Source organism: Azospirillum tabaci (assembly GCF_014596085.1).
In the GTDB taxonomy this organism is placed as follows: domain Bacteria; phylum Pseudomonadota; class Alphaproteobacteria; order Azospirillales; family Azospirillaceae; genus Azospirillum; species Azospirillum tabaci.
Genome location: NZ_JACCJY010000005.1, coordinates 67,863 through 85,140 on the forward strand (window position 1 = coordinate 67,863; position 17,278 = coordinate 85,140).

Consider the following 17,278-nt stretch of genomic DNA (forward strand, 5'->3'; position numbering starts at 1 on the left):
GCTCACCTGCGGAAGGCCCGGATTGTGGGACATTGCCTTTGCCGTGGGATCATCCACGCGTCCGGACCGTTGCCTTGGGACCAACCGGCGGGAACTTCCGCTGCGACCGAGACCCTGCAATACTGTGCCATCATGACGCAGCGATCCCCCTGCAAGCCCACCGAACACCCCCGACCGGTGACCCTGCCGTCGCCGCCCCGCGCCGCGCCGACCGCACCGTTGCGGGGTCCCGACGATCCGCCGCCGGTGACCGTGCTGCGCCCGGAGTCGGACAGCCCGGTGCTGCTGCTGTGCGACCACGCCTCGCGCGCCATTCCGAAGGCACTCGGGACACTGGGGCTGGACGAGACGAATCTGTGCCGGCACATCGCCTATGACATCGGGGCGGCGGAGGTGACGCGGCGGCTGTCGCAGCGGTTCGGCGCGACGGCGGTGCTGTCCGGCTATTCCCGGCTGGTGATCGACCCGAACCGTGCGCTGGACGATCCCACGGCGATCCCGGTGGTCAGCGACGACGTGGTGATACCCGGCAACCGTGCCCTGGACCGCGCCGAGGAGGAGCGCCGGATCGACGCCATCTTCCGGCCCTATCATGAGGCCGTCGCCGCCGAGGTCGCCCGGCGGCGCGAGCGCGGGCAGGTGCCGGTGCTGCTGTCGATCCACAGCTTCACGCCCGCCATGCGTGGCGTTGCCCGGCCCTGGCACGTCGGCATCCTCTGGGACCACGACCCGCGCATCCCGATCCCGATGATCGCACGGCTGCGCGCCGACGGGCGCTGGTGCGTCGGCGACAACGAGCCCTATTCGGGCCGGACCACCCTGGGCGGCACGGTGGAAAGCCACGCGACCCCCGCCGGGCTGCCCAACGTCCTGGTCGAGGTGCGCCAGGACCTGATCGCCACGCCGGAGGGGGCGGAGCTGTGGGCGACGGTGCTCGGCGATGCGCTGGAGCCGATTCTGGCCGACCCCGGCCTCTACCAAATCAAACTGTTCCCGCGGGAGTGAGCGTTCATGGAGCCGGCCTTCACGCTGGGGCTTGAGGAAGAGTATCTGCTGGTGGACCGCAACTCGCGGGACATCGCGCGCAACCCGCCGGACGAGATGCTGGCGGCCTGCCAGGAGCAGGCGCCGGGCCAGATCCATCCGGAATTCCTGCGCTGCCAGATCGAGGTCGGCACGCCGGTCTGTTCCGACCTGAAGGAGGCGCGGGCGGAACTGGCGCGGCTGCGCGCGACGGTGGCCGGGGTGGCGCGCGCCCACAATCTGGCGCCCATCGCGGCCTCCACCCATCCCTTCGCCGCGTGGGAACCGCAGAAGCACACCAACCGCGACCGCTACAACATGCTGGCCCGCGATCTGGGCGCACCGGCGCGGCGGCTGATGATCTGCGGCATGCACGTCCATGTCGGGATCGAGGACGACGACCTGCGCATCGACCTGATGAATCAGGTCCGCTATTTCCTGCCGCATCTGCTGGCGCTGTCCACCTCATCGCCCTTCTGGCGGGGGCAGGACATGCAGCGGAAATCCTACCGGCTGGCGGTGTGGAACGAACTGCCGCGCACCGGGATGCCCGACAGCTTCCAGAGCTTCGGCGAGTACCAGCAGCAGGTGAACGTGCTGGTCAACGCCGGGATCATCGAGGACGCGAGCAAGCTGTGGTGGGACATCCGCCCGTCCCAGCGCTTCCCGACGCTGGAGATGCGGATCACCGACGTCTGCACCCGGCTGGACGACGCGGTGACGGTGGCCGCGCTGTTCCGCTGCCTGCTGCGGATGCTGTGGCGGCTGCGGCTGCGGAACGTGACGTGGCGGCCCTACAAGAACCTGCTGATCGGCGAGAACCGCTGGCGCGCCCAACGCTACGGACTCGACGACGGGCTGGTCGATTTCGGGCGCGGCACCATCGTTCCCTACGCCGACCTGATGGAGGAGCTGATCGAGCTGACCCGCGAGGACGCGGAGCGATTCGACTGCGTGGCCGAGGTCGCCCACGCCCGCGACATCATCCGCCGCGGCACCAGCGCCCACCGTCAGGTGGCCATCTACCGCGAGGCGCTGGAGCAGGGCGCCACCGGCTGGGAGGCTCTTGCCCAGGTGGTCGATTGGCTGGTCGAGGAGACGATGGTCGGGGTGGAATGAATTGCTTCGAATTCTGAGGCAACTTTCGGAAAGCCACTACTTGACCTTTGCGTCATCCAGCCATACCCTCGCCGCAAATCAGCTCACCGAGTTGAGCAGGGCAGGCAAAAAAAACGAAGCAGCAGAGGGCCGCTCGCACCACGGGCGGCCCTTACCTTTTTCAGGGGGAAGGGAATGGCCGACGCCAAGTTCCTCAAGTTCGACACGCTGAGCCTGCACGCCGGCCAGCGGCCCGACCCGGCCACCGGGGCGCGGGCGGTGCCGATCTATCAGTCCACGTCCTACGTCTTCGACGACACTGACCACGCCGCCTCGCTGTTCAACCTGGAACGGCCGGGGCACATCTACTCCCGCATCTCCAACCCCACGGTGGCGGTGCTGGAGGAACGGCTGGCGGCTCTGGACGGCGGCGTCGGCGCGGTCTGCACGTCCAGCGGCCAGGCGGCGCTGACGCTCGCCATCATGACGCTGATGGACGCGGGCGGGCACATCGTCGCCTCCTCCTCGATCTACGGCGGCAGCCGCAACCTGCTGGCCTACACGCTGCCGCGATTCGGCATCACCACGACCTTCGTCAATCCGCGCGACCTCGACGGTTTCCGCGCGGCGATCCGGCCGGAGACGCGGCTGCTGTTCGGCGAGGTGTTGGGCAATCCGGGGCTGGAGGTGCTGGACATCCCCAGCCTGTCGGCCATCGCGCATGAGGCCGGGCTGCCGCTGATGGTCGATGCGACCTTCGTCACGCCCTATCTGTGCAAGCCGCTGAGTTTCGGCGCCGATCTGGTCATGCATTCCTGCACCAAGTGGCTGGCCGGGCACGGCGTCGCCATCGGCGGGGTGGTCATCGACGGCGGCACCTTCGACTGGGAGGCGTCCGGCAAGTTCCCGACCCTGACCGAGCCCTACGCCGGCTATCACGGCATCGACTTCGCGGAGGAGTACGGGCCGGCGGCCTTCATCATGCGCGCCCGCGCCGAGGGCCTGCGCGATTTCGGCGCCTGCATGAGCCCAATGAACGCCTTCCAGATCCTCCAAGGCGTGGAGACCCTGCCGCTGCGCATGAAGGGCCACATCCACAACACCCGCAAGGTGCTGGGCTTCCTCGAATCGGAGGCTTACGCGGAGAACGGCAGCGTCGCCTGGGTCACCCATCCGGAACTGCCCGACCACCCCGACCACCGGCTGCGCGCCCAGCTCCTGCCGCACGGCGCCGGGTCCATCATCTCCTTCGGCATCAAGGGCGGGCGGGCGGCCGGACGGCGCTTCATCGAGAAGCTGGCGCTGTTCTCCCACCTCGCCAACGTCGGCGACGCCAAGTCGCTGGTCATCCATCCCGCCAGCACCACCCACGCCCAGCTCGACGCCGAGGCGCTCGCCGCCGCCGGGGTGGGGGAGGACATGATCCGCCTGTCCATCGGGCTGGAGGATTGCGACGACCTGATCGACGATCTGCGCCAGGCGCTGCGCGCCGCCACCAAGGCGTGAGGAGGCTGTCATGGAACTGACCGTCAAGGGCCAAGCCGTCTACGCCCACACCGGCGGACGGCCCTTCGATCCGGCGCGGCCGGTGATCGTGCTGATTCACGGCGCCGGCATGGACCACACGGTGTGGAGCCTGCAAAGCCGCTACCTCGCCCATCACGGGCGGTCGGTCCTGGCGGTGGATCTGCCCGGCCATGGCCGTTCGGCCGGGACGCCGCTTCCCTCCATCGAGGAGTTGGCGGACTGGATCGTGGCTTTGCTGGACGCCGCGGGTGTGGCGAAGGCCGCGCTCGCCGGCCATTCCATGGGCGCTCTGGTGGCTTTGGAAACGGCGGCGCGGCATGGCGACCGCGTCGAATCGCTGGCCCTGTTGGGGGTGGCGGAGACGATGCCGGTCCATCCCGACCTGCTGGCCGCCGCCGCGCTGAACGACCCGTCCGCCATCGAGCTGGTCATCGGCTGGGGGCACGGGCCGCGCGGTCATGTTGGCGGTGCGGCGGCTCCGGGGCTGTCGCTGGTTCCCGGTGGGCGGCGGTTGATGCAGCGAGCGCGGCCCGGTGTGCTGGGCGTCGATCTGGGCGCCTGCAACGCCTACGTCCGGGGCGGCGAGGCGGCTGCGGCGGTGTCCTGCCCGGCGCTCTTCCTGCTGGGTGGAGTCGACCGTATGACTCCGGCGAAATCCGGCAAGGCGCTTGCCGCCAAAGTTCGTGGATCTGAAGTTATTCTGCTGTCTGGCATAGGCCATATGGTTATGACGGAAGCACCAAACGCAGCCACAGATGCATTCGCCGCTCGATTTTCTGCGTTCTGAATCTGCTATTTCTTCACTGATTACAATGGCGTCATGAATCGTTAACGGGTTCGCGTCTTACTGTTCTGCACTGGAGTGGCGATGCGGAATGGTGAGCTGTGCGGAGTCTTGAGCGGTATGTTCATGCCCTGATGGCGAATGCTGGCGATGTCGTCGCGGTGGTGGCGCCGGACGGCCGGTTCGCCGATGTGGGAGCTGCGTCGTTGCGCGTGCTTGGCATTCCACCGGAGTCGCTGCTGGGCACAGCCGCGCTGGACTGCGTCCATCCGGATGACCGGGAGGAGGTCGCCCGGTGCCTCGCCCGACGCGGCCGCGGGGCATCCACCGACCCCATCGGCCCGTTCGCCTGCCGGCTGCGCCACGCGGCCGGTGGCTGGCGGCACGCGGAAGTGACGTCGCAAAACCGGTTGGACGACCCTGACGTCAGGGGGATCGTCCTCAACGTCCGCGACGTGACCGACCGGGTGGAGGCCGAACAGCGGCTGCGGGCCAGTGAAGCGCGTTACCAGACGCTGACCCGCTCCGCCCCGGTCGGCATTTTCCAGACGGACCGGGACGGCGGCATCGTCTTCGCCAACCCCCGCTTTGCCGCCATCACCGGGCTGTCGCCGGACGCGCTCCCCGGTCATGGCTGGCGCGCCGTCCTGCATCCGGACGACCGCGCGCGTCTGGAGGAGGATTGGGCGGAGGCCGTGGCGTCGGGGCAACCGCTTCTGCTGAATCTGCGCTTCTGCGGGCCGGATGGCGGGGTCGCCTTCGCCCTGTGCCAGGGCTCGCCACTGACCGAGGCGGACGGGCGGGTGCAGGGTTGGGTCGGCACGCTGACCGACATGACCGAATATGTGCGGACCGCCGACGCGCTCCTGATGGCGGAAGCCCGGACCAACGCCATCGTGGACGCCGCCGCCGACGCCATCGTCACCATGGACGGAGAGGGGATCGTCCACAGCTTCAACCCGGCGGCGGAGGCGATGTTCGGCGTTCCGGCTGCGGACATGCTGTGGAGCCGTATCGACCGGCTGATCCCGGACATCGGCGCGCTTCTTCAGGATGGCGGCCTGGCTGTTTACCAGCCGGGTGGTGAGGCCCGCGGCGCCGGGGCCGTGCGCGAAGCCGTCGCGGTGCGGGGCGGCGACGGCAGCCGCTTTCCCATCGAAGTGTCGGTCAGCGCGGTCGAGACGGGCGGGCGCCGCGTCTTCACCGGCATCATCCGCGACATCACCGCGCGCAAGCGGACCGAAAGCGACCTGATCGCCGCGAAGGAAGCCGCCGAATCGGCGGACCGCGCGAAGTCGACCTTCCTCCAAGTCATGAGCCATGAGCTGAGGACTCCGCTGAACGCGGTCATCGGCTTCGCCCAGGTGATCGAAATGCGTCTGCTCGGCGCGGGCGAGGTGGACCGCTACATCGACTATGCCGGGTCGATCCGCCAGTCGGGCGAGCATTTGCTGGCGATCATCGACGACATCCTGGACATCACCACCATCGAGGCCGGCGGGCTGCGGTTGAACGAAACCCCCATCGATCCGTCCGCCCTGGTGGGGGAGGCCCTCAATCTCGTCGCCATCCAGTCGGGCAAACGCGGCGTGCCGATCCACATCGACCTGCAGGATGGCCTGCCGATGCTGTCCGGCGACGCGCTGCGCCTGCGGCAGGTGCTGGTGAACCTGCTGTCGAACGCCGTCAAATTCTCCAATCCCGGTGAAACCGCCCTCATCCGCGCAGGCCGCGGAAACGACGGCGGGCTGGAGTTGTCGGTGACGGACACCGGAATCGGCATCGCGGCGGAGGATCTGCCGAAGGCGATGACCCCCTTCGTCCAGGTGGATCAGTCGATGGCGCGGCGCTACGAGGGAATGGGGCTCGGTCTGTCCATCTCGAAACGGCTGGTGGAGGCGCATGGCGGCACGCTGCGCATCGACAGCGCGCCGGGGCAGGGGACCACGGTGACCGTTGTCTTGCCGCCGGACCGGGTGATCGGCGGCGCATGACGAGGGCGGCGACGGTTCGCTGCGAACGCAGAAACGGCGCCCAGGTTTCCCTGGGCGCCGTGCGGACGCGTGGAGGTTTGCGGTTAGGCGGCCTGCTGGGTCAGCGCGGGCTTCGCCGTGCCGTTGGTGCCGATCTGAATGGTCCGCGGCTTCATCGTTTCCGGAACCTCGCGCACCAGATCGATGTGGAGCAGCCCGTTCAGCAGATTGGCGTTGCCCACCTTGATGAAGTCGGCAAGCTGAAAGCGGCGCTCGAAAGCGCGGCCGGCAATACCCCGGTAGAGGAATTGGCCGGTCTCCTGTTCCTTCTTAGCTTTCCCTGTGACCACCAAAGAGTTCTGCTGAGCGGTGATCTCCAGGTCCTCCGGGCCAAAGCCGGCGACGGCCATGGTGATCCGGTAAGCGTCGTCGCCCGTCTTTTCAATGTTGTAGGGCGGGTAGGACGCGGCGGCCTCGTCGCCGGTCATCGCGTTCTCCAGGAGGCGCGAGAGGCGGTCGAACCCGACGGTCGAACGGAACAGGGGCGAAAGGTCGTAGGAGCGCATGACATATCCTCCAAAAGAGCGATACAGCGATCGGAGACCACGATCATCGTCGGTCTCCCGGCTTGCGGTGTCGGCGAACCCCAACTGGGCGTCCGCCGACACCGCGACAGATAAGCGAGCGTCCCGGCCGTTCAAGAGGGGGCCGTTCAAGAGGGCGCTTTTTGAAAATCGCCGGGCCGGGCCGCCACCGTCCACAGGGCGGACGGCAGGGGCCCGCGAGCGCTCATCGATTGTTAATCAGTTGCGGCGAGGCTCGGAATCGGGCCTCTCGGCCGCGGGAGGGGTACGGCCGTGATGGAAACACCGACCTTCTTCAACGGAACCTACGACGAGACGATGGCGCTGCTCATCGAAGCGCGCAACTACATCGCCTATCACGACGCCGTCAGCCATCGGGCGCTGCCGCCCCAGGTCCGGCTCCAGATCTCGTACGAATCCATGCGGGTGACCAGCCGCCTGACCCAGGTCATGGCATGGCTGCTGGCGCAAAAGGCCGTCCATGCCGGGGAAATGACCCGCGAGCAGGCGGCGAGCGAAGACTTCGCGCTGTCGGGCGGGGACATCTGCACCGATCCCTCCGGCCCCGACAACGAGCAATTGCCAGAGGGGCTGCGCAGCCTTCTGGAGCGCAGCCACCGGCTCTACATGCGCGTCGCCCGCTTGGACGAGCGCGCCCGCGATGCGGTGGCGCTGGCCGGCTGAGGCGAGAACGGCCGCGACCTGCGGCCTCATCAAGTCCCGCAAACCAAGGCCCGCGAACGCGAAAAGGGCGCCCGGCGAACCGGACGCCCCTTTTCGTTTTGCGGGCGAAGAAGCTTACTTCTTCAGGCCGAAGCTCGCGAAGCGCTTGTTGAACTTGGCGATCTGGCCGCCCGTGTCCAGCAGCTTCTGCACGCCGGTCCAGGCCGGGTGCGACTTCGGGTCGATGTCGAGGCGCAGCGTATCGCCCGGCTTGCCCATCGTGGAGCGGGTCTTGAACGTGCTGCCGTCGGTCATCACCACGTTGATCTCGTGGTAGTCGGGATGGATATCAGTCTTCATGGCCGGGGTTCCTGCAAAGCGAGCGCGGTCTATAGCAAAGCATGCGGCATGATGCAACCGCGTTCCTGCGCCGGAAAGGCAAGCGCTTCCGAACGACCGCAGCTTCGGTGTGCCGCCGCATCATTCACCACGGAGACACAGAGGCACTGAGGATTCGCGCGCTTCTGGAACGGGGCGCTGCCGGCCGGAGTCCTGTGTCTCCGTGCCTCAGTGGTTCAATCCTGTGGCTACACCATACCTTGTTCATAGGTCCCCCTCTTGCTATATGCCGAGCTTGCCCCCGTGCACCGCCTGCACATCGTCCTGCCGCCCGTCCTGCCGCTGGGGAGCCCCGGTGTCCCGTCATTCGTCCAAGTCCAATCCGGTCACGTCCGATCGGGTGTCCGAAGGGACGCCCTCCGCCGCAACGCGCCGCCGCAACCTGTCGCCGCTGCGCCGGCTGTTCCCCTTCCTATGGCCTTACCGGCTGCAGATCCTGGGTGCCATGCTGGCCCTGACCGTGGCCGCCGGGACCGTTCTGGGGCTGGGGCAAGGGATGCGCGTCCTGGTGGACCAGGGCTTCGTCGCGGGCGATTCGGCGCTGCTCGACCGGGCGCTCCTGGTGCTGCTGGTGGTCATCGTGCTGATGGCCGCCTCGACCTTCGGGCGCTTCTATCTGGTGAGCTGGATCGGCGAGCGGGTGGTGGCCGACATCCGCCGCGCCGTCTACAATCATGTGGTGAAGCTCTCCCCCGGCTTCTTCGAGACGACCAAGACCGGCGAGATCCTGACGCGCCTGACCACCGACACCGAGGTGCTTCAGACCGTGGTCGGCTCCTCCGTCTCGATCGCGCTGCGCAACACGCTGATGTTCGTGGGCGGCACGGCGATGCTGCTGGTGACCTCGCCGAAGCTGGCCGGGCTGGTGTTCCTGGGCGTGCCGGTTGTCATCCTGCCGATCATCATCCTGGGGCGCCGTGTGCGCGCCCTGTCGCGGGCAAGTCAGGACAAGATCGCCGACCTCGGCTCCTTCGTCGAGGAGACGCTGGGCGCCATCCGCACGATGCAGGCCTACACGCACGAAACCATCGACCGCAGCCTGTTCGGGGCGCGGGTGGAGGACGCCTTCACCACCGCCCGGCGGCGGGTGACCGTGCGGGCCATCATGACGATGATCGTCATCGTGCTGGTGTTCGGCTCGGTCGGCCTCATCCTGTGGATCGGCGGGCACGACGTGCTGGCCGGCCGGCTGTCGGTGGGGCAGCTCTCGGCCTTCATCATCTATTCGGTGGTCGTCGCCGGTTCGGTCGGGGCGATCAGCGAAGTGGCCGGCGACCTGCAGCGCGCCGCCGGCGCCACGGAGCGGCTGTTCGACCTGCTCGACACCGAACCGGAAATCCGCGCCCCGGCCAACCCGCGCGCCCTGCCGGAGCCGGCGCAGGGGGCGCTGTCCTTCCGCGACGTGCGCTTCCACTACCCGTCGCGGCCGGATTGGGCGGCGCTGAAGGATTTCTCGCTGGAGATCGAACCGGGGGAAACGGTGGCCCTGGTCGGCCCATCGGGCTCCGGCAAATCCACGGTGTTCCAGCTCCTGTTGCGCTTCTACGACCCGCAGGCCGGATCGGTCGCCCTGGACGGGGTGGACGTCCGCGACGCCGACCCGGTGGAGGTGCGGCGGCGGCTCGGCCTCGTGGCGCAGGACCCGGTGGTCTTCTCCGCCAACGCCTGGGAGAACATCCGCTACGGGCGTCCGGACGCGAGCGACGCCGAGGTGCTCGCCGCCGCCGAGGCCGCCCACGCGCTGGAGTTCCTGCAGGCGTTGCCGGAGGGGCTGGACACCTTCCTGGGAGAGAAGGGCGTGCGGCTGTCCGGCGGCCAGCGCCAGCGCCTGTCCATCGCGCGGGCCATCCTGCGCGACCCGCCGGTGCTGCTGCTCGACGAGGCGACCAGCGCGCTCGACGCGGAGAGCGAGCGCATGGTGCAGGACGCGCTGGACAAGCTGATGACCCGGCGCACCACCATCATCATCGCGCACCGGCTGGCGACGGTCCTGAACGCCGACCGGATCGTGGTGATGGAGCAGGGGCGCGTCGTCGCCACCGGGCGCCACGCCGATCTGGTCCGCGAGGGCGGCCTCTACGCCCGCCTCGCGGCGCTGCAGTTCGACCGCGCCGCGGACGAGGCCGGGCTGGTCGGCGGGTAAGGACCCTCTGCCGCCGTTCGGATGCCGATTCCGGAACCCGTCCGTGATTGCGGCGGTTGTCGGGCCATGTTTTCAGACACGGCGCATCCTCCTTCACCGGCACGGGCCACGGCGGGCTTTCCCTGGGCAGGATACCTGCTGGGCTTCGCCCTGGGCGGTTTCTTCGACGGGATTCTGCTGCATCAGGTGCTGCAGTGGCACCATCTGCTGTCGGCCGTCGAATCCTCCGCCGTCCAGGACATCCGCGTCCAGATCCTGGCGGACGGGCTGTTCCACGCCGCGATGTACCTCGTCGCGGCGGGCGGCCTGTGGGCGCTGTGGCGGAGCCGGCGCCGCTTCGCCGAACCGGGGGCGGACCGCCTGCTGTTCGCCAACGCGCTGATCGGGTTCGGTGTCTGGCACATCCTCGACGGCGTCCTGTCCCATTGGATTCTCGGCATCCACCGCATCCGCATGGACTCGGCGAACCCGCTGCTCTGGGACCTGCTGTGGTTCGCCGTCTTCGGCGTCGTCGTCGTCGTGGCGGGCTGGCGGTTGCGTCGCAGTGGGGGAACGGGTGACGGTGGCCGCACCGCACCGGTCGTCCTGACGCTGGCGGTCCTGATCGCCGGGCCGGTCGCCGCCCTGCCGCCGCCGGGCGTGACCACCGTGATGGTGCTGTTCAAGCCTGGAACGACGGCGCCGGACGTGTTCGCCGCCGTGGCCGCGGTGGACGGCCGGACGGTGTGGCAGGACCCCTCCGGTCAGCTCTGGGCGATCGACCTCGGCGAGGAGGGGAATCCGACGGCGCTCTACCGGCACGGCGCCTTGCTGGTCAGCAACACGCTGCTGCCGACCGGCTGTCTCGACTGGTTTCGGACCTGACGGCCAGCTCCGCGGTCACGCCACGCCAAGGCGGCACAGGATCGGCAGCCGCTGACGGGTGAAGCGGTCGAACCGGACACGCAGTTCCGCCACATTCGCCTCCTCCCCGTCGAGCCGCGCGCCGTCGCGGGACAGGGCGAAACCATCCGCCGACAGCGCTTCCCAGGCGGTCGCCGCCGGGTCGGCGCCGGTGCGTTGCGCCAACAGAAACAGCGCCTCCAGCCGCGACAGGGCGACACCGGAGCCGAGGACGGGCGACGCCAGCGTGTCCAACGTGTCGTCGCGGCGGTTGCGCTCCAGGATGGCGGCGTTGAAGCGGTCGGTCTGGAGCGCGCGTGCCGCCTGACCGGCCTCGGGCAGGGCGGGCGCCGCCAGCGCCAAGCTGGTCAGGATCATCAGCGCGCGCAGCACGGCCTCCTCGCCATGGCGGGCCAAGGCGGGCAGGGCGGACAACTCGGCCAGCGTCGGCGTGCCGGCGGCCAGCGCCTCGGCGAGCGGGCCGTGCAGGTCCTGGGGCAGGGGCACGCGCCCGACCGGGGCCAGAACCACCTCCGGCAGATCGTCGGGCGACACCAGAAGGGCAAAGCGGGTGGCGCGCAGCCGGTCCCGCCGCTCCGCCGCGGTCAGCCGCTCCGCCCCCTTCACGAACAGGTCGCGGCGGAAGGCGCGGTTGGTCAGCAGGTCGCGCAAGGTCTCGCGGTAGGCGGGGTCGCGCGCCTCGGCCAGCAGGGGCAGGGCGTCCGGCGGCAGGGACAGCTCGTCCATCTGCTCCATCGGGACGGCGGGGCCGGCGAAGTCCAGCTTGGCCGCGGCAAGTTCCCGCGCCACGTCGGCGTGGTAGAAGGCGGTCCAGTCGCGGTTCAGATACTCGTGGGCGATGTAGTTGGGCGACTTGCGCTTCAGCGAATCCAGCCGCGCCGGCACCGCGTCAGCCTGGGCGAACCAGCCGGCGTTGAGGGCGGTCAGGCGGCTGGCGAAGGCCAGGGATTCCTCGATCCGTGCCGGCAGCGGGCCGGTGCGGTCGGCGCAATGCTCGACCAGGACACGGCGCAGCGGCATGTAGGCGAGCGTGCCGGGCAGGGCGTTGTAGCTGACGAAGACCAGCCCGCCGGGCTTCAGCCGCCGCTTCAGCAGATCCACAAGGATGGCCCGGTTCTCCGCGCTGACCCAGGACCAGACGCCGTGCAGCGTCACGACGTCCAGGTCCTTGGACCCGCCTTGCGCGTACTCGGCGAAGCTCTCTTCCAGGAAGGCGGCGTTGCCCAGCCCGGCCTCGGCGGCGAGGCGCTGGGCACCGGCGATGTGGCTGGGATTGAAGTCCACCGCCTCGAACAGGGCGTCGGGATGGCAGCCCGCCAGGACGGCGCTGCTCACGCCATGGCCGCAGCCGACTTCCGCGCAGGTGAAGGACCCGGCGAGGTCCATCGGGGACCGCCAGCCGCGCAGGGTCAGCGCGAAGGACAGCAGCGCCGGCGACAGCTCCCGATAGAAGGCGTGGATGTAGCCGATCCCGTCCACATAACCCTCGGTCCAGCCCTGCATGATCCCCAACCCCTTCGTCATCCGCTGGGAAAGGGTGATAGCGCCGGGCTTGGCAGGCTGTCAAAGAAGGCCGCCAAAGAAGGCGGGTATAAGGGTGAATGCGAAGCCGGAACGAGCCCTGCAAAAAAATTCGATCCTATCCATTTTGGTATCGACAAGCCCCGGACCCTTCGTTATAAACCGCGCCACACCGGCCGGGACGACGGCTTGGCCGGACAGGAACCCTAGTCGATACGGTCAGGCACCCCCTGACACAGAGACGAGGCTCCGGTGCCGGTGTGAATGGAACGTGATGGGCGCATAGCTCAGTTGGTAGAGCAGCTGACTCTTAATCAGCGGGTCCAAGGTTCGAGTCCTTGTGCGCCCACCATCACTTTCCAGACCGAAAGGGATCCTTTCCAAGGCCCCTTTCACGCCGCCGAGCATTTCGATGCCCGGATGGGAATGGGCGCATAGCTCAGTTGGTAGAGCAGCTGACTCTTAATCAGCGGGTCCAAGGTTCGAGTCCTTGTGCGCCCACCATTCCCCCAAACGGCACGACAGCGACGCACACAAAAAGGGCTGCCCTCGGGCGGCCCTTTGTGCGTTTGGGGCTTCGCTCGCGCGATCACGCCGGAGCGGCGCCGGGGCGGCGGGGGACGAGTAGGTTCGCGGTCATCTGCTGCACGGTCTCGCCATCCTGGTTGAGGGTGGTGGTGCGCACGCGGGCGATGCCGCGGTCGGGGCGCTTGGCCGACACGCGGACCTCCAGGATCTCGCTTTCGATGCGCAGCACGTCGCCGGGGCGGGTGGGCTTGGGCCAGCGGATGTCCTCCACCCCCATCCCGACGAAGCCGTCGGCCAGGGCGCCGTCTCCCGTGACGATCATCCGCATGGTCAGACCGGCGGTGTGCCAGCCGCTGGCTGCCAGCCCGCCGAAGACGCTGTCCCGCGCCGCCTCGGGATCGAGGTGGAAGGGCTGCGGGTCGAACTGCCGCGCGAAGGCGACGATGTCCTCCTCCGTCACGGTCACCGGGCCGCCGGTGAAGCGGTCGCCGGGGCTGAGGTCGTCGAGATAGCGCATTGGCTGGTGGACTCCCGTGGCTGGTTGCCCCGTCGCTTTGCGTTAACCTTCGAAGGGCAGGAACGAAAGCGATACCTGCCACGTAAAAATTGCAAAGCAGCCGGGACGCAAAATGTCGGGACGGAAAACGCCCCTACACAATGCTCCGAGACATGAATTGCGCCGAGACACAAAACAACGACGCCGCAGGGCGGGCCTGCGGCGGTCTGGTCCGGTCGGACGGTTGAGAGTCGCTTATTCGGCGGCGGTGCTGGCCATGCGGCCGCGCACGGACGGCGGCGGCTGGTTCCCACGATAATCCTGCAGCCGCGTGGCGCGCAGGCCCCGCATGCCGTGGCTGTCGATCAGCCTCTGCCAGGACAGGAACTCCTCCACGGACAGGGTGTAGCGGCGGCACGCTTCCTCAAGGCTGATCAGCCCCGAACGCACGCCGGCCACAACCTCCGCCTTGCGCCGCATGACCCAGCGCTTGGTATCAGGAGGGGGAAGATCATTTTCTGTCATCGGCCGTCCTGCTGGACCGATGACCGACGCTCCACTGGAGCCATCGTCGCTCATTTCAAGCTCGCGAGATGACATGCGCGGACGCTCCACCATCAGCAGTGTATTCCACGATTTGGTGGTAACCTACCCCTTCTCCGCTTAACAAAAGCCTAAACGATAGGGTTAATGTTTTAAGCATAAAAGGCATGGCGCATAGACCCATCCGGACCCATGCCCATGCCTTTTTCCATGCGTTTGGACGACGCCTATGAGGGGGAGGGCGAGGCCCTCAATACACCTTGGTGAGCTTGGACAGTGGAACCTCGACACTGCCCACGGAAACCACCGTTTCACCGTCCTTGTTGGACCCGATGCCGTTGACCGTGCCGAAGGTGTAGGGGGTCGCCTTGATGATGTCGTCCTTCTTCTCCGACACCGGGGCGATGTTCAGGCGGTACTGGCCCGGCTGAACGGCGTTGCCGCTGTCGTCCTTGAAGTCCCAGTTCACGACATGCTTGGTGCCGGCGGCGGTTTCGCCGGTCATCGACCGGACGACGCGGTTCTTGCTGTCCAGGATGTCCACGCGCACCGACTTGGCCGACTTTTCCAACTCGTAGGCCAGCGGGGCCGCCGTCATGCCCTGGGTGTAGTCGAAGCTGTCGCCCTCGAAGGTGACCGTGCGGCCCAGATAGGCGAGATTGGTCGAGTTGGTCGAGGCGTTCTGCAGCTTCAGCAGCTTGTCCAGGCGGCTGTTGGTCCCGATGTTCTGCTCCACGTTGGCGAAGTCGACCAACTGCTTGGTCATGTCGTTCGTGTCCATGGGCTTCAGCGGGTCCTGGTTCTGCATCTGCGTGGTCAGCAGCTTCAGGAAATGCTCGAAGTTGTCGCCCAGCCCCTTCACCGCGGTGTCGAGCTTCTGCTCGTCGGCGCTCTTGGTGGTCTTGGTGGTGGTGTCCGTCTTCGTCTTGGTCTGGTTCAGGTTCCAGCTGCTGCCGTAGTCGGTGTTGGTGGTGGCCATGGTCGTGGTCCTTCGCTGGAATGGCTGCGGCTGGTCTGAATCAGGCCTGGATGTCGACGCGGCCCGGGGCCAGCGTCAGGGTGTAGGCGGCCTGCGCATCCTCCACCTCACCCGAGCCACCGCCGAAGCCGCGACCCCGCCGGCCCGAGCCGCCCTGCCGTCCCGAATCCTGGAACGACTGGCCGCCTTCGCCGCGCAGGCTGAAGTTGAGGCTGTTGCTGTCCGCCTTCAGTCCAGCGTCCTGCAAGGCGCGTTCCAGATTGCGGCTGTCGCGCTGCAGCAGTTCGAGGGTCTGGGCCTTTTCCACGGCGACCGACGCGGTGACCCGCCCGTCCTGGCCGATTTCCAGCTTGATGTCGATGCGGCCCAACTCGGCGGGGCGCAGATTGATGGTGAACTGGTCGTTGCCGTCCGACACGTTCTTGCGGATGTGGACGGCCACCTGATCCTGCACGCCCATCGGCAGACCGGCGGATCCGCGGGACGGACGAAGCTGGGCGGTGGTCAGCCCCGCCTCCACGCCGCCCGTCGTGTGCACGCCCTCGACCCCGGCGAAAACCGGGTGCGTGGGGGTGGTGGGGTGGGCGGCGCTGTCGGTCGGCGGGGGAGCGTCCGTGGCTGCGGCCGCAGCGGCAGCGGTCAGGAACGCGCTTTGCCCGGCAGGCTTTGCCGGGTCGGCAACCGGTGCCTGGGGCGCCGGAGGCTGCGTCAAGGCGGCGTTGCCGTTCGGGTCCTGGTTGCCGCGATTGCCGGCGTTGGCTCCGGCATCGCCGTCCGCCCCGGTCCGGTTCGCGCCCTTGGCCTTGGCCGCGGCGAGATCGGTCAGGGATTGCGGCAGCGGCGCGCTGTCGTCGTTCGGCAGGTCGGCGATGGGAAGGGCGCCGGAGGACAGCGCGTCGGCGGCTTTTGCTGGCTTGTCCTTGGCGGCGGCGTCCTTGGCCTCGGTGTGGGACGCGAAGATTTCGGTCTGCGAGCCGTCCGCCGGCACGGCGTCCGCCATCGTCGGAAGCGCTTCCGCGACCGGCTTGGCCGCGGCTGCGGCTTTCACGGACTCGTCGGAGGCGACCTTGGCCTTGCCATCCTGATGGGGAGCGCCGACGGTCGCCAGGGCGGCCAATGCGGCTTCGGCGGCGTCAACCGCCGAAGGGGCCTTGTCGCCGTCCGGCATCGGGGGGACGGACGGCGTGGCCTCGACGGGAGCCGCCGCCTCGATCGCACCGTCTTCCGTCGTCTTGTCGGCCTCTTCGGCATCCGGCGTGCCGATGGCCACCGGGGCGACGGCCAGCGACAGGGCGGCCTCCATGTCGGTCAAGGTGGTGGATTGGTCGGCGGTGACCAGCTCCACGGTGGTCTCGGTCACCGTGACGGTCAGATCGAGGATCACCGCCTCGCCGTTCCCGTCCTCCGCGGCCTGATTGCCGGCATCGTCCTGCGCGGTGCCATCGCCCATCGCGCCGCCGGTTTCGTCCGGCGGAACCTCTTCCGTCGTGCCGGCCGGGGCGGCATCGGTGGGCGCCGGCTTGGCGGCGGCGTCTTCCTGCACCGCCTTGGCGCTGGCGGCCTTCGCGTCCTTGGCCGCAGCGTGGCTCGCAGCGGCTTCCTCCCGCCGTTCGGTGCGCGTCGCGTGGGCGGAGTCGCCGGCCTTCGCCGCGTCGGACGCGCGGGCGTCCTTGCGTTCGGCGGTGCGCTGGGCAGCGGCCTGGGCAGTGGCCTGGGAGGTGGATTCAGCGGACTGCCGCGGCTTTGCCGGTTCCGCGCGGATGGGTTCGGGGCGCGATGGCGGGCTGCGCTCCGCGGCCTTGCGGTCGGCGGCCCGGTTGGCGGCGGCCCGATCTGCAGCAGCTTGATCGGCGGCGCCCGCCGCGGCGTTGCGCCGTTCCTGGGCCGCGGCTTCCGCCTGGGCCTGATCGCGCTTGCGGGTGGCGGCCTCGCTGATCAGCCGGTCCATCATGGAGGCGAACTTGTCGCTTCGCGGAGCCGTGTTCTGGCTGGAGGAGGTCTGGCCCCTGACCAGGCTTTCGAACGCGGAGGGCGCGATGTTCGTTTGGATGGCCATGGAAAGGAATCCCCGAAGCGGACAGGTGCACCCCATCCAGAAGCAACTAACGGGCCAG

15 protein-coding genes and 2 tRNA genes are annotated in these 17,278 nt (G+C 68.4%); 10 read left to right on the plus strand and 7 right to left on the minus strand.

The annotated features are described in order from the left end of the window. Nucleotides 1-132: 132 nt before the first annotated feature. From H0B54_RS08455 to H0B54_RS08475, 5 genes are all read left to right on the plus strand, one after another. The gene (locus H0B54_RS08455; RefSeq protein ID WP_188259949.1) at nucleotides 133-1,005 is read left to right on the plus strand and encodes an N-formylglutamate amidohydrolase; all 873 of its coding nucleotides are present in this window, start codon (nucleotides 133-135) and stop codon (nucleotides 1,003-1,005) included. 6 nt (nucleotides 1,006-1,011) lie between these two features. Further along, complete coding sequence (locus H0B54_RS08460; RefSeq protein WP_188259950.1) at nucleotides 1,012-2,142, plus strand: carboxylate-amine ligase; 1,131 nt, start codon at nucleotides 1,012-1,014, stop codon at nucleotides 2,140-2,142. 174 nt (nucleotides 2,143-2,316) lie between these two features. Then, complete coding sequence (locus tag H0B54_RS08465) at nucleotides 2,317-3,627, plus strand: O-acetylhomoserine aminocarboxypropyltransferase (RefSeq protein WP_188259951.1); 1,311 nt, start codon at nucleotides 2,317-2,319, stop codon at nucleotides 3,625-3,627. 10 nt (nucleotides 3,628-3,637) lie between these two features. Next, nucleotides 3,638-4,435, plus strand: a complete 798-nt coding sequence (locus H0B54_RS08470; protein WP_188259952.1) for an alpha/beta fold hydrolase — start codon at nucleotides 3,638-3,640, stop codon at nucleotides 4,433-4,435. 98 nt (nucleotides 4,436-4,533) lie between these two features. After that, a complete protein-coding gene (locus H0B54_RS08475) occupies nucleotides 4,534-6,426 on the plus strand; it encodes a sensor histidine kinase (RefSeq protein ID WP_343068914.1) in 1,893 nt (630 codons plus the stop codon). An 83-nt stretch (nucleotides 6,427-6,509) separates the two neighbouring features. On the opposite strand, the gene H0B54_RS08480 is transcribed toward H0B54_RS08475, so the two are convergent. Then, the gene (locus tag H0B54_RS08480) at nucleotides 6,510-6,971 is read right to left on the minus strand and encodes an Hsp20 family protein (RefSeq protein ID WP_038526830.1); all 462 of its coding nucleotides are present in this window, start codon (nucleotides 6,969-6,971) and stop codon (nucleotides 6,510-6,512) included. A 294-nt stretch (nucleotides 6,972-7,265) separates the two neighbouring features. Here H0B54_RS08480 and H0B54_RS08485 point away from each other — a divergent pair, with 294 nt between their 5' ends. Then, nucleotides 7,266-7,673: a DUF1465 family protein gene (locus tag H0B54_RS08485; protein ID WP_094303016.1), complete on the plus strand. Its 408-nt coding sequence runs from the start codon at nucleotides 7,266-7,268 to the stop codon at nucleotides 7,671-7,673. A gap of 114 nt (nucleotides 7,674-7,787) precedes the next feature. On the opposite strand, the gene rpmE is transcribed toward H0B54_RS08485, so the two are convergent. Further along, nucleotides 7,788-8,012, minus strand: a complete 225-nt coding sequence (rpmE, locus tag H0B54_RS08490; protein WP_014241009.1) for a 50S ribosomal protein L31 — start codon at nucleotides 8,010-8,012, stop codon at nucleotides 7,788-7,790. A gap of 379 nt (nucleotides 8,013-8,391) precedes the next feature. On the opposite strand from rpmE, the gene H0B54_RS08495 reads away from it, so the two are divergent. Next, a complete protein-coding gene (locus H0B54_RS08495; protein WP_343068918.1) occupies nucleotides 8,392-10,194 on the plus strand; it encodes an ABC transporter transmembrane domain-containing protein in 1,803 nt (600 codons plus the stop codon). A gap of 66 nt (nucleotides 10,195-10,260) precedes the next feature. Beyond that, nucleotides 10,261-11,058, plus strand: coding sequence for a DUF2243 domain-containing protein (locus H0B54_RS08500; RefSeq protein ID WP_188259955.1), 798 nt, complete (start codon nucleotides 10,261-10,263; stop codon nucleotides 11,056-11,058). A 15-nt stretch (nucleotides 11,059-11,073) separates the two neighbouring features. On the opposite strand, the gene H0B54_RS08505 is transcribed toward H0B54_RS08500, so the two are convergent. Then, the gene (locus tag H0B54_RS08505; protein WP_188259956.1) at nucleotides 11,074-12,600 is read right to left on the minus strand and encodes a class I SAM-dependent methyltransferase; all 1,527 of its coding nucleotides are present in this window, start codon (nucleotides 12,598-12,600) and stop codon (nucleotides 11,074-11,076) included. A 294-nt stretch (nucleotides 12,601-12,894) separates the two neighbouring features. Here H0B54_RS08505 and H0B54_RS08510 point away from each other — a divergent pair. Both H0B54_RS08510 and H0B54_RS08515 read left to right on the plus strand, forming a co-directional pair. After that, nucleotides 12,895-12,970: transfer RNA gene (locus H0B54_RS08510), tRNA-Lys, on the plus strand. A gap of 76 nt (nucleotides 12,971-13,046) precedes the next feature. Further along, nucleotides 13,047-13,122: transfer RNA gene (locus tag H0B54_RS08515), tRNA-Lys, on the plus strand. A gap of 85 nt (nucleotides 13,123-13,207) precedes the next feature. On the opposite strand, the gene H0B54_RS08520 is transcribed toward H0B54_RS08515, so the two are convergent. The 4 genes from H0B54_RS08520 to H0B54_RS08535 form a co-directional block, all read right to left on the minus strand. Next, a complete protein-coding gene (locus tag H0B54_RS08520; RefSeq protein ID WP_188259957.1) occupies nucleotides 13,208-13,663 on the minus strand; it encodes a MaoC family dehydratase in 456 nt (151 codons plus the stop codon). A gap of 234 nt (nucleotides 13,664-13,897) precedes the next feature. Further along, the gene (sciP, locus tag H0B54_RS08525; protein ID WP_425490023.1) at nucleotides 13,898-14,260 is read right to left on the minus strand and encodes a CtrA inhibitor SciP; all 363 of its coding nucleotides are present in this window, start codon (nucleotides 14,258-14,260) and stop codon (nucleotides 13,898-13,900) included. A gap of 175 nt (nucleotides 14,261-14,435) precedes the next feature. Beyond that, complete coding sequence (locus tag H0B54_RS08530; protein ID WP_094303012.1) at nucleotides 14,436-15,164, minus strand: flagellar hook assembly protein FlgD; 729 nt, start codon at nucleotides 15,162-15,164, stop codon at nucleotides 14,436-14,438. A 40-nt stretch (nucleotides 15,165-15,204) separates the two neighbouring features. Then, nucleotides 15,205-17,220, minus strand: coding sequence for a flagellar hook-length control protein FliK (locus H0B54_RS08535; RefSeq protein ID WP_188259958.1), 2,016 nt, complete (start codon nucleotides 17,218-17,220; stop codon nucleotides 15,205-15,207). Between the last annotated feature and the right edge of the window lie 58 nt (nucleotides 17,221-17,278).

What these genes read in the sequence shown, in the direction of transcription:
- sciP (WP_425490023.1), bottom strand. Translation starts at nt 14,260, where the DNA reads ATGGTGGAGCGTCCGCGCATGTCATCTCGCGAGCTTGAAATGAGCGAC.
- H0B54_RS08535 (WP_188259958.1), bottom strand. Translation starts at nt 17,220, where the DNA reads ATGGCCATCCAAACGAACATCGCGCCCTCCGCGTTCGAAAGCCTGGTC.
- H0B54_RS08460 (WP_188259950.1), top strand. Translation starts at nt 1,012, where the DNA reads ATGGAGCCGGCCTTCACGCTGGGGCTTGAGGAAGAGTATCTGCTGGTG.
- H0B54_RS08455 (WP_188259949.1), top strand. Translation starts at nt 133, where the DNA reads ATGACGCAGCGATCCCCCTGCAAGCCCACCGAACACCCCCGACCGGTG.
- rpmE (WP_014241009.1), bottom strand. Translation starts at nt 8,012, where the DNA reads ATGAAGACTGATATCCATCCCGACTACCACGAGATCAACGTGGTGATG.
- H0B54_RS08485 (WP_094303016.1), top strand. Translation starts at nt 7,266, where the DNA reads ATGGAAACACCGACCTTCTTCAACGGAACCTACGACGAGACGATGGCG.
- H0B54_RS08505 (WP_188259956.1), bottom strand. Translation starts at nt 12,600, where the DNA reads ATGCAGGGCTGGACCGAGGGTTATGTGGACGGGATCGGCTACATCCAC.
- H0B54_RS08530 (WP_094303012.1), bottom strand. Translation starts at nt 15,164, where the DNA reads ATGGCCACCACCAACACCGACTACGGCAGCAGCTGGAACCTGAACCAG.
- H0B54_RS08465 (WP_188259951.1), top strand. Translation starts at nt 2,317, where the DNA reads ATGGCCGACGCCAAGTTCCTCAAGTTCGACACGCTGAGCCTGCACGCC.
- H0B54_RS08470 (WP_188259952.1), top strand. Translation starts at nt 3,638, where the DNA reads ATGGAACTGACCGTCAAGGGCCAAGCCGTCTACGCCCACACCGGCGGA.
- H0B54_RS08520 (WP_188259957.1), bottom strand. Translation starts at nt 13,663, where the DNA reads ATGCGCTATCTCGACGACCTCAGCCCCGGCGACCGCTTCACCGGCGGC.
- H0B54_RS08500 (WP_188259955.1), top strand. Translation starts at nt 10,261, where the DNA reads ATGTTTTCAGACACGGCGCATCCTCCTTCACCGGCACGGGCCACGGCG.
- H0B54_RS08480 (WP_038526830.1), bottom strand. Translation starts at nt 6,971, where the DNA reads ATGCGCTCCTACGACCTTTCGCCCCTGTTCCGTTCGACCGTCGGGTTC.